5 protein-coding genes and 2 pseudogenes are annotated in these 11,198 nt (G+C 46.3%); all 7 read right to left on the bottom strand.

From position 1 onward, the window contains the following. Positions 1-231, bottom strand: a pseudogene (locus FEK50_RS22305) (hypothetical protein); the annotation flags it as partial. A 17-nt stretch (positions 232-248) separates the two neighbouring features. Continuing rightward, positions 249-3,266, bottom strand: coding sequence for a type I restriction endonuclease subunit R (locus FEK50_RS22310; RefSeq protein WP_016240670.1), 3,018 nt, complete (start codon positions 3,264-3,266; stop codon positions 249-251). Positions 3,267-3,280: 14 nt separating this feature from the next. Next, positions 3,281-4,444 carry a DUF4268 domain-containing protein gene (locus tag FEK50_RS22315; protein WP_032328845.1) on the bottom strand — a complete coding sequence of 388 codons (1,164 nt, stop codon included), beginning with the start codon at positions 4,442-4,444 and terminating at the stop codon, positions 3,281-3,283. A 9-nt stretch (positions 4,445-4,453) separates the two neighbouring features. Beyond that, on the bottom strand, positions 4,454-5,782 hold the full coding sequence (locus FEK50_RS24255; protein WP_165489021.1) for a restriction endonuclease subunit S: 1,329 nt from the start codon (positions 5,780-5,782) through the stop codon (positions 4,454-4,456). 6 nt (positions 5,783-5,788) lie between these two features. Beyond that, positions 5,789-8,212 carry a class I SAM-dependent DNA methyltransferase gene (locus FEK50_RS22330; RefSeq protein WP_001407279.1) on the bottom strand — a complete coding sequence of 808 codons (2,424 nt, stop codon included), beginning with the start codon at positions 8,210-8,212 and terminating at the stop codon, positions 5,789-5,791. Between the two features lie 236 nt (positions 8,213-8,448). Beyond that, a pseudogene (locus FEK50_RS22335) lies at positions 8,449-8,938 on the bottom strand (IS3 family transposase); the annotation flags it as partial. A gap of 80 nt (positions 8,939-9,018) precedes the next feature. Then, entirely contained in the window at positions 9,019-10,527 is a 1,509-nt protein-coding gene (gene ltrA / locus FEK50_RS22340) for a group II intron reverse transcriptase/maturase (protein ID WP_123002973.1), read from the bottom strand. Positions 10,528-11,198: the final 671 nt, after the last annotated feature.

Here is an 11,198-nt window from a genome sequence, read left to right on the forward strand (position 1 = left end):
CAAATTTACTGTGCCACTACAGACACTATAGGTCACATCACCGCACCACACCTGATTTGGCTCGGTCACGGCGAACTGCCGTTCAAGGTAGTTAGGGATAGCAACATGTTCATGACCACCACGTTTATACCGGTGAGTCGGCTGCTGACAGCTGACCAGCCCCAGCTCCTTGGCAATTTGACGTCCTTTCAGGCCTGGTGACCCACCTAATAACTCTGAGACTGCCTTCAGCAAACCATCACTCCTTTCTACCTACCCACCATTCGTTGCATACTTTGCGTCCACGAGGCTTTAAATGCTGAATCTCCTGCGAACAACTTGTAGAGCTCAAGTTCATCTTTACGGCGTTGCAGCATGATTTCCTTGAGCATTTTTTCGAAGGCCAAATCTCGATTATGGGGATCTGGGTTGTTTTTGTATTTCGATTCGAAGTCAGGGTGATTGCGGATACTTTCAGCGATGTTCACGAACTTAACCTTTTGCTCTTCAGGTGTGGCACTCCAGCCCTGGAACCATCGCTCATTAAATGTGCGAATGATTTCATCCAGCGGGTCAGTTTCTTTTTCACCGCCATGCACCCCACGTGGGTTCGGATTTTGAGGATCAAGCTCCGCTTCTTGGTCACTAAGTTTAATGCTGTGGTTAAGCTTCACACGTTGCAAACCGTATGAACTCAGATCGACAGAATCGAGAAGCTCATCAATAGCATCAGCATCGGGATCTTCCACTTTCAATTTCGGTATTAAAAACTTCAGGAACCAAAACAGTTTTTCCCAGCTGACCATTTCATAAGGCATGATAGAAGCCATCTGCCCATAGATTTTAACGAACTGTTTGGCTTTAATCTTAAAGTCCACTTTAGCTTCAGCTTCAAGATCTAGTTCATGGTCAAACCGCGCTGCGGCAATATCAATGATTGGACTGAGTGTTTGGGCGTCTTCATTCTTGAAATAACGCGTCACAAAGTCTTCAACTTCATACCACTCGTACACACCGACATCGTCCATTTCATCTTTCAACTCGTGCAGTACGTTTATATCTGTAGCTTGGGACAATGACGTTGCTGTATAGAAAGGATCGAATGCTGATTGAATATCTTCAACCGAGTTGAAAAAATCCAGGATAAACAAGTCTTCTGTTTTCTTCCCTAGCTTAGGTGCACTGCGATTGAGCCTAGATAGCGCCTGAACACACAAGACACTGGCGAGCTTCTTATCTACATACATGGCGCAAAGCTTAGGCTGGTCAAACCCAGTCAGATACTTGTTAGCAACCACTAAAAGTCGATACTCATCGGTATCAAACATATCTTTGGTATCTGACTCGGCAAAACCATTAATATCTGCTTCGGTATATTCAATACCATCAACTTCTTTGGTTCCTGAGAAAGCAATGGCAACTTTAAACGGGTTTCCTTGCTCCTCAAGTATTCGCCTTATCGCTTTGTAGTATCGAATGGCCGCCTCAATATTTTGAGTGACCACCATTCCTTTACCTTTACCTTTGAGCTTTTTCGTATTCACGACATGCGGAACAAAATGCTCCAGCATAATCTCTGCCTTGATATCAATTGTTTGCTGGCTTCGTTCTACATAAGCTCTGAGTTTTTTCTGCGCCTTTTTGGTATCAAACTCAGGGTTATCAGCAATTGATTTCTCAATCTCATAATAACTTTTGTACGTCGTATAATTTGCCAGCACATCCAAGATGAAGCCTTCTTCAATGGCTTGTTTCATCGAATACAAGTGAAACGGCTTGTAAGAGCCATCTTCTTGGCGTTGACCAAATTTCTCCAAAGTGCTGTTTTTTGGTGTCGCTGTAAATGCCAGGTACGACGCATTCCCGCGCATCTTACGCGATCTCATCGCCTGAAGGATTTTATCCTGAGCATCTTCTGCCTCTTCGACTTCAGACTTGCCCATCGCTCGGTTCATATTGTCATGCGCCGAACCAGACTGTGAGCTGTGTGCTTCATCGATGATCACTGCAAAGCGCTTGTCACTAAGATCGGCGATACCATCAATAATGAACGGGAATTTCTGAATCGTCGTTATAATAATCTTTTTGCCATTCTCCAGCGCCTGCTTAAGCTCAGAAGACTTATTCGCTGGGGCAATAATGTTCTTTACTTCAGAAAACTCTTTAATGTTATCCCGCAGCTGCTTGTCCAATAGGCGTCTATCGGTGACCACAATCACAGAGTCAAACAACGGCTGCTCCAAGCTTTTTCCGCCTGCCACATCAGACGAAGCAGGATAGGTTTCAATTAGCTGATAAGCTGCCCAGGTAATCGAGTTAGACTTACCTGAACCGGCTGAGTGTTGAATTAAGTAAGTCTGACCGACACCGTGCTGGGCGGCATGGTCTACTAATTTTCTCACCACATCCAATTGATGGTATCGAGGAAAGAACAGGGTTCGCTTTGGTAATGGATCTTTGCTTGACCCATCCAGACGCACAAAATGCTGAATAATATTCGCCAAGCTGTCTTTAGTGAATACTTCTTGCCATAGGTATGCCGTTTTATGGCCAGATGGATTCGGCGGGTTGCCTTGTCCAAGATTGTGACCTTTATTGAACGGCAAGAAGAATGTACTGCTACCTGATAACTTGGTGGTCATATACACTTCGTCGGTATCGACCGCCATATGCACTAGGCAGCGGCCAAAGGTCAGCAATGGCTGAGTTGCATCCCGATCATCTCGATACTGCTTTTGGCCGTGATAACGTGCTGTTTGCCCGGTCCATGCGTTCTTCAACTCCAGCGTTATCAAGGGTATTCCGTTGATAAACAATACCATGTCGATTTCTTGTAGGGGATTTACCATGGAATAGCGCACTTGGCGAGTACAACTAAACACGTTATCTGCAAAGTTTTGCTTTACCTTCTCACTACTACTTGCCAAAGGGGCTGGATAGAGCAAATTGAAATGAGCATCGTCTACGCTTAGCCCTTTCTTAAGTAAATGAAGAATGCCATGCTTCTTAATCAGTCGGTCAAATCGTTCGAGTAACTTACGTTGCCAATCTGAGGGGTTGTTCTTTTGCAGTTTGGCCAACTCTACTTCTTGTGTCTTTTGCAGAAATTGCCAGAAAAAACGTTCATCAATGGCATATTGCATATTAAAGTCACTAGCAGCACCAATGAAGTATCCAGCACCCAGTGACTGCTGACTCAGTCCCTCTTTAAGCTCTTCAGTACTGATCCCAGCCAGACATTTCTCAATGGCCGACTCTAATGCTTGTTCATTGGTTTGACTGACCATAATTGTAAATTCCCTTAATCAAAATTCTTCTGTTTCATTGCCTCAGCCGCTTTTTGCAGCGGTCCTTTTAAGGCTTTTTCTAACTTTGTCATCTGCTCTAAGTGCCACGCAACCGCTTGGGGCCAAGTCTCTTTGTTAAACCCGTCAGCTTTGGTCGAAAACTGGATACGGCAAGATTTCTTCTCATCCAGCCTCATCCACTCAAGTTCTGCACCAAAAGTATGCTCAATGTCTTGTTTGGACTGACTCAACAAATCAAAAAGGTATTTATTCTCTTCGGTAACCCCACGGCTGATCCAAAGCTCTACTCGAAGCTCTTTTTGCAGAAATATCAGGTTATACGGACATCCACTTAGCCCTGAGCCTGCTGATAACCAATGATCTTTGCTTGGGCTAATGTTGTTATAGAGTTGGCAAGAGCTTTTCTGAAACGCCTCTAAGGCACGCTCCCAGTACTCGCGACGCACGGTATGGCGGTTTTTTAGTACCACTTCGGTGGTTTTTTCTTCCGCTTCCTTGGCATTAATGCCGATCATCAACTCTTTCGCTTCTGGCGTTGGAATGATCTGGTCAATATTAATCAGTAGCTGTTCACCCAGTGAATAAGGCGTGATTTTGAAGCAGGCAATGCTAATGCCTTGACCCAATAACCACAGCGCGGTGCTGGTCACTTCTTTGCGAAAGTTTGCCGCAACTAACATAATGCGCTGGCTGTTACCCAGGTTGAGCTTTAACTCATCGAGATCGGGCGCATCCAAAAACTCACATATTCTAGCAGAGGCACTTGCAGGGGTATTAAACAAGTCAACCTCTCCTGTTACAGGCTCATAGCGGTCTAAGTACTGCTGGTAAATTTCAACGATTTGCGCTTTGGTTAAACTTGCGCAGTAGGAGGCATATTTAAGCGCCTGCCACACCACATCGCGGCCACTATCGTCCAGCTTGTTTTCAATAATGACCAAGTTGCCATCTTTATCCAGTGCCAGTAAATCTAAGCGTTCACGGGTGTCATCAAAGCCATCGAACTCCTTTTGAATAATTAGTAGCTCTTCACCCAGTGCGGAAGGCTCGTGTGCCAACCATTCCTGAAGATTTTTGCGCTCAGTAAAGCCCAACTCACTGAATCTCTTCGTCTTAACCGGACTAATCCTGTTGGTCTGATGATTTACCGTGAACATATTCGCTTCCTATTGCTCAACCATTTCTGGGGTGATCTTGATTTTTCCTGTCACGGCGCTGTTGATCAGGGTGGTTTTGTATTCTTTTAGTTTTTCGATTTGCTCAGCTTGCAGCGAAATAGCACTTTCTAACTGCATGGAAAATGAAGATAAATATTCATTGATAGCGTTCTGTTCGCTTACTGGAGGAACACAGACCAATCCATTAGCTAGATATTCATGTTCAATGCTTTCAACAGTTGCACCCTCTTTAGTCCATTCAACCAAAAGCGAATCATTGTTGCCAACAATGAAGTTCAGCATGAATTCGATGGTCATGTGATGATTAAATGTTAAAGACTTCATATCTTGATTCAGTGTCACCTCAACGGTGTTTATTGCTACAGGGATTTTCCGTTGCAAAATCCCTGAGCGAACTACAAGAAGCAAAGAGTTTGGCGCTACAAAGTTTGTAGAGGAGTTTTTTACTGCCTTTTCTGTAACGTAATCCTGAGTCTCAAATATATAAGTAGATTTCATATCCTTCGGTGAAACCCAAGGAATAGTTCCACCTTCCCAATAAGTTAAGTTATCTTTGCTCGGAGTTCCGCCCCCACTGAATTTACACAAATGCTTTAGAGGAATTATCTCCCAATGCTCCGGTATCTCCCCAATCCAATCTACACCGGAGTCTTTCATTGGCACATTGGGATCAAGCCCTTGGGTCACCGCCTGTTGGATGATGATCTGCTTATGTTCTTTTAACAGATTAATTTGCTTTTCTTTGATCGAAATCGCTTCGTCGATTAGAGCGGTTTTCTTGTCTAGGAAGTTGGCGATACGGGTTTGTTGCTCATGGGGAGGAACAAACGTCTTAAAACTCAGAAATGAATCTTTAGGAATTGTATTTCTCAGGCCACGATAAAGCGGTTTAAGCATCTTTTTTGCATCAAGGTTAATATAAAAATAGTATAAAAACCTATTATCAAAATTGTCATTTAGTTCAAAAACGGTATATGCACCAGTAATCATCCCATTAAATGGCGACAACCCAACAGTTCTGGGTGTTTCTTCCACGTCGAACAAGCAGAAAATGAAATCTCCACACTGCACTTCTTGATAAGTATCGAACTCTGCTGGGAACTTACCCTCTGGGTTTTCCATATCACGCTTAATCACACCTCTGAGAGTAAGCGATAGCAAATCATATTCGCTTGAGCGTTTTCCAACCTGTTTTTTCTTCAAGCGAAAGATGTGCTTATTAGCTAATAAGCTCCAAGACGCAGGAATATCCCCTAGCCATTCAACACCTGAATCCTTATAAACCTCATATTTCGGCATTTCAGAAATCTTCATCATAACGACTTACCCCTGAACCTTTTTTACTTCCGCACCAAGAATCTGCGCAATCAAACCTTCGGCTTTTTGTTCTAGGTTGATGATGTCGGTTGCGACCTCTTCTAAACTACGCAGCGGTTTATGACGGTAGAAATACTTATTGAAGCTGATTTCATAGCCAATTTTTACCGTATCTAGGTTTATCCATGCTTCATCGACATGAGGCTTCACTTCATCTAGGAAGTACTGGTAAATGCTTTGCTTTAATGGAACAGATTCTGTATCTCGCAGGTCTGAATTGGTCTCGTAAGTGATATACTCGCCTTTTTTACCGCCTTCTGCTGAAGGAACGGGGTAATAACCAAAATCTGGCAAGTCAGCGACTTCACACTCATAGCGCTCCAGCAGGTCGTTTAATTTATCACCCGTTAATTTAACTACCTTTTTAACCACTTTCTTGGCGGTTTCGTCATACCAGCTCACCGCGTGAAGAATGGCATTTTTCTCAGGTGCTGAAAGCTTAATAGCATGGGCTTTTAGCGATTTATCAACTTGGGTTTTAAAGCTATTGAAGTCATCAAATTCAATGCTACCGATGTCAGCCATCAGCGTTTGTGCAGTTTCAAGCAATGCTTTTAGCGCCAGCCAGTGTTTCACATCAAGCAGTTTGGCCTTAGCCTTAGCATTGAGACTGATGTCGTTATCTTCACACCAAGAAAGAATGTCTTTCTCGATGGATTTTAAGAAGCTCTTTTTCTGATCTGACCCGTAGCCAGTTTTTTCGTAAACACGTTCGCCGTGCTCTGCGTACACGTACTCCATCACTTCACTAAGTTGCTTATCAAAACGCAGTGGGGCTATGGCATCTTGAGTAAACTTGGCTTTGCGGCGATCTGGGCGCTCGATAGTGACTTTGTAGTAGCCAAAGTCGTCATTACTAAAGACCTTACTGGCGATACCGATAGGATCATTGTTTGCATCAAGTGCTCTTTCAACGTCCACACACGCGAGGTAAGTATCGGTGATTTCCGTGATGTGCTCAGGCGCAAATTCGCAGTTTTTGTTACCTAAGTTCTTACGCAACTTACGGTATAGCAAGCTGGCATCAATCAGTTGCACCTTACCTTTACGTGCCTCAGGTTTATTGTTGTTCAACACCCAAATGTAAGTGGTAATGCCGGTGTTGTAGAACAGGTTATTTGGTAACTGAACGATGGCATCTAGCATGTCGTTTTCAATGATGAAGCGACGAATGTTACTTTCGCCACCGCCCGCATCACCGGTAAAGAGCGATGAGCCGTTATGAACAGAAGCAATCCGGCTGCCTAATGGGCTTACGCTCGGATCTTTCATCTTGTTGACCATTTCCATTAAAAAGAGCAGCTGGCCATCACTTGAACGTGGCGTGGCATCCACCACTTCGAGATTTCCCCAATAGTCTTTCAGGCTAACCTTAAAACGTGGGTCAATCACGTCACTACCGTCTTTAATATGCTTCTGTTCAGACGCCCAACTCTTACCGTATGGCGGGTTAGACAACATAAAGTCAAAGCGAGAAGCCGCAAACTCGTCGGTAGACAAGGTTGAGCCTACCTTGATGTTCTCAGGGTTGTTACCTTTGATCATCATGTCCGATTTACAAATCGCGTAGGTCTCGTCATTGATCTCTTTGCCGTAAAGGTAAATATCTCGGCTGTCGTTCGGGTATTTCTCTTCAATGAAGTTTTGAGATTCAGTGAGCATACCACCGCTACCACACGCAGGGTCGTAAACGGTCATGGTCAATGGTAGCTGCTCTTTCACTGGGTCAAAAACCAAGTGTGTCATCAGCTCAATCACTTCCCTAGGTGTAAAGTGCTCACCGGCTTCTTCGTTATTCTCCTCGTTGAACTTACGGATCAACTCTTCGAACACGTACCCCATACCCAGGTTAGTAAGGGCTGGCATCTTGTTGCCATCTGGGTCTTCGATCGTTTCATGAGTTAAGTTGATGTAAGGGGAAACAAACTTTTCGACGACATCAAGAAGGACTTGCTTTGAGGCCATGTGACGAATTTGCGACTTGAGGTTAAAGCATTCAATGATTTCTTTAACATTATCGCTAAAGCCAAGCAGGTACTCTTCAAAGTTGGCGAGTAATATCTGTTGGTTATTCGTTGCGGTGTTGAACAGGGATTTCAGGGTCCATTTAGATGTATTGTAAAAAACATAACCACTAGCCGCCTTCAATGGTTCATCATCAAGCTCCGTGGCTTGCATCTCTTCTTTTTGGAACTTGACCTCTTCAAGCACGGCTTCTTTGGTGGGTTCAAGTAACGTATCTAAACGTCGTAATACCACCATAGGTAAAATCACATCGCGGTACTTACCGCGAACGTACACATCACGTAAACAGTCGTCGGCAATGTTCCAAATAAATGAGATGAGCTTGTTATGTACACTATGATCCATTTTCTTTTCCTGTTCAGTGTTGGTTGCACCCCACAAAGTTGCTGCAACGGCTTCACTATAAATTTAAAATTCTGTTCTTTCTGTAACGCCTAAATGGCCGCTACATCGTTCGATTAACTTGTTCTACCCGGCGCTAGATTTAAGTTTATGATACCATAAAGTGAATCGCCACAGGTTTAATAGACTGAATCGCCACAGGTTTAACAGACACCTCAGAGTCATTTAAGATGAAGTGGTCAACAAAAACTGGCCACCGAGTTAGAGTTTTTTCCAGTATCGATTTTCCGATTCGTTTGGTGGTAACCCACCATTATATTCGTGCGGTCTTAGTGCGCTGTAATATCCAACGATATAGTCCGTTATTGCGTGAGCTGCATCGCTGAAGCTTACATAGCCCGTCGCCGGCACCCATTCGTTCTTCAGACTCCTGAAGAAGCGCTCCATTGGGCTGTTATCCCAGCAGTTTCCACGCCGACTCATACTCTGCCTGATCCGGTATCTCCACAGTAACTGGCGGAACTGCCTGCTCGTATAATGACTGCCTTGATCGCTGTGGAACATCACCCCGACGGGCTTACCACGGGTTTCCCATGCCATTTCCAGTGCTTTCATGGTAAGCCTGCTGTCCGGCGAGAACGACATGGCCCAGCCCACTGGTTTTCTTGCGAACAGGTCGAGAACAACGGCGAGGTACGCCCAGCGCTTACCCGTCCAGAGTAGAGTAAGAGGCAGGGCGTAGTCGGACTATTTCCCTGCCTCTCCTCCCCGAACCGGACGTGCACCTTTCAGCGCATCCGGCTCTCCATTTAAATGCTGGCGAACGCCATTGCCACTTCTGTAAAGCGCGATGTATACGTGTTTCTGGTCTCCGTCCTCAGATAGGGATTACCTTCGGGTAGCCGCCAGCGGAACAGCTTCTTGCCTTGCCCCACCAACCGGTACAGTATTTCGCCGCTGAGCTTGCCGTGATTGGTTTTACCAAATAAAACCCACGTTTTGCTCTGACCCGGTTTCGGTGATTTACACCACCACCTCATCAGGGAAGCGATACCTGTACGGTATTTGCGGGCCAGCCAGTGAGCCAGCTTCCAGAACACGACACGGTCGATATAACTGAAGACTTTGGCCTTAAAATCAACGAACTGATAGAACATGGCCCAGCCTTTCAGTTTTCGGTTGAGTTGTTCAGCCATATCGACTTTGCTTTCACTGTAGTTGCCTGATAACAGTGCTGTCAGCGATGCGGCGAAGTTTCTGGCTTTCTCCTGCGGGATCGTTGAGACCACTCGCATCTCGCCATAACGACTGCGTTTGCGAATGATCCTGTGCCCCAGAAAGATAAAGCCGTCATTAACATGGGTGATTTTAGTCTTATCCATGTTCAGCCTGAGTTTCAGACTGCCTTCGAGCACACCCCGACACTCCTCCCTGATGGCTTCCGCCTGTGCTTTGGTGCCTTTGACGATGAGGACAAAATCATCGGCATAGCGGCAGTACGCCACCGCGGGTTTCCACTGCCAGTTTTCTCTGACCGCCGTACTTCGGCCCCGTTGGATACTGTTATTCCAGTACCACCGATCTTTTCTGGCTTTCCCGCTCAGGTAGCGCTCATGCAGGTATTGATCGAACTCATTCAGCATGATGTTCGATAATAGCGGCGATATAACACCGCCCTGTGGCACACCTTCACTGGCCGCCCGAAAGAGACCGACATCGATATGTCCCGCCTTGATGGTTTTCCACAGCAGAGTCATGAAACGTGCGTCACTGATCCTGCGGCGTACAGCCTTCATCAGCAGTCGATGATGTACGGTGTCGAAGTAACTGGACAGGTCGCCTTCAATCACCCAGCGTCCCCGGGTTTCACCACAGTCTGTGAGCTGTAATTTCACCGTGCGGATCGCGTGGTGGACACTGCGCTCAGGCCGGAAGCCATATGAGAGCGTATGAAAATCACTCTCCCATATCGGCTCCATCGCCATCAGCATGGCCCGCTGAACAATACGATCCCGCAACGTGGGGATACCCAGTGGTCGCAGTTTGCCGTTGCTTTTAGGGATGTAAACCCGTCTGGCGGGCAAGGGCTGGTAGTGGCCTGAGAGTAATTCATCCCTGAGGATTTGCAGCTCAACAGCCAGTCTGGCCTGTAGCATTGTTTTGTTCACGCCATCAACGCCGGGGGTATGGGCCCCCTTTGATGAAAGCGTGATCCGCGCCGCTTCAGCCAGCCATTCTGGTTGTGTTATCAGACGCAGCAGCCGTTGAATCCGTAGGGACGGATCGGTGGCTGCCCATGTGGCAAGCTTGCGTTGCATTTCGCTGATTATCAAAGGTCTTCACCTCGTTAGGTCAGTTAATTCACGTCGCAAACACATTCAAACTGCTTCCCTTCGCCATGTAATGGGCTTTCCCCATCGCGGACTACTACGGAAGCTCCGCCAGCCAGCGCGTCATCGGAGCCATGCCCCCTTAACATCCGTCGCTGACCTTCCCCGGTTTACCGGCCTGGACTCAGGCATACTGAGGAGGCTGCCCGTCGCACTCTTTATCCTTGCTTGCCGCAAGTTGGCAGAAGTCAGCAACGCAAGCGTGATAGACGCTGCTGCCCCGGTGTTTCGTATACATGTCAAAACACCTTCGACCGGCAGTGCTTACGTATCACTGCCAGTTCCTCCTGCACGGCCTGTCAGATCACGTAGGCCGTGGTGACGTTTTCAACCCACAGAGGCGGATTAACGGGTTCATGTTCTTCAGCCTTTCAGTACTTAACCTTGAGGATCATCTCGGCTTAGTGATCTCGCCTCAATCCCCGTTGTCAGCGGGTTACATCACCCTGCGGGCATGCCGCAGGTCACTGCCGCTCAGGTTCTCCACCGTCACACCCGGTGGGATTGTTGGGTTTCTCATCGTGAGTTACCGGTTCAATATTCCAGACAGACTCGCGGTTCATTTAAGCATCCATGCCCGCTCTGAACTCCGGGCACAC

The organism is Escherichia sp. E2586, from assembly GCF_005781105.1.
In the GTDB taxonomy this organism is placed as follows: domain Bacteria; phylum Pseudomonadota; class Gammaproteobacteria; order Enterobacterales; family Enterobacteriaceae; genus Escherichia.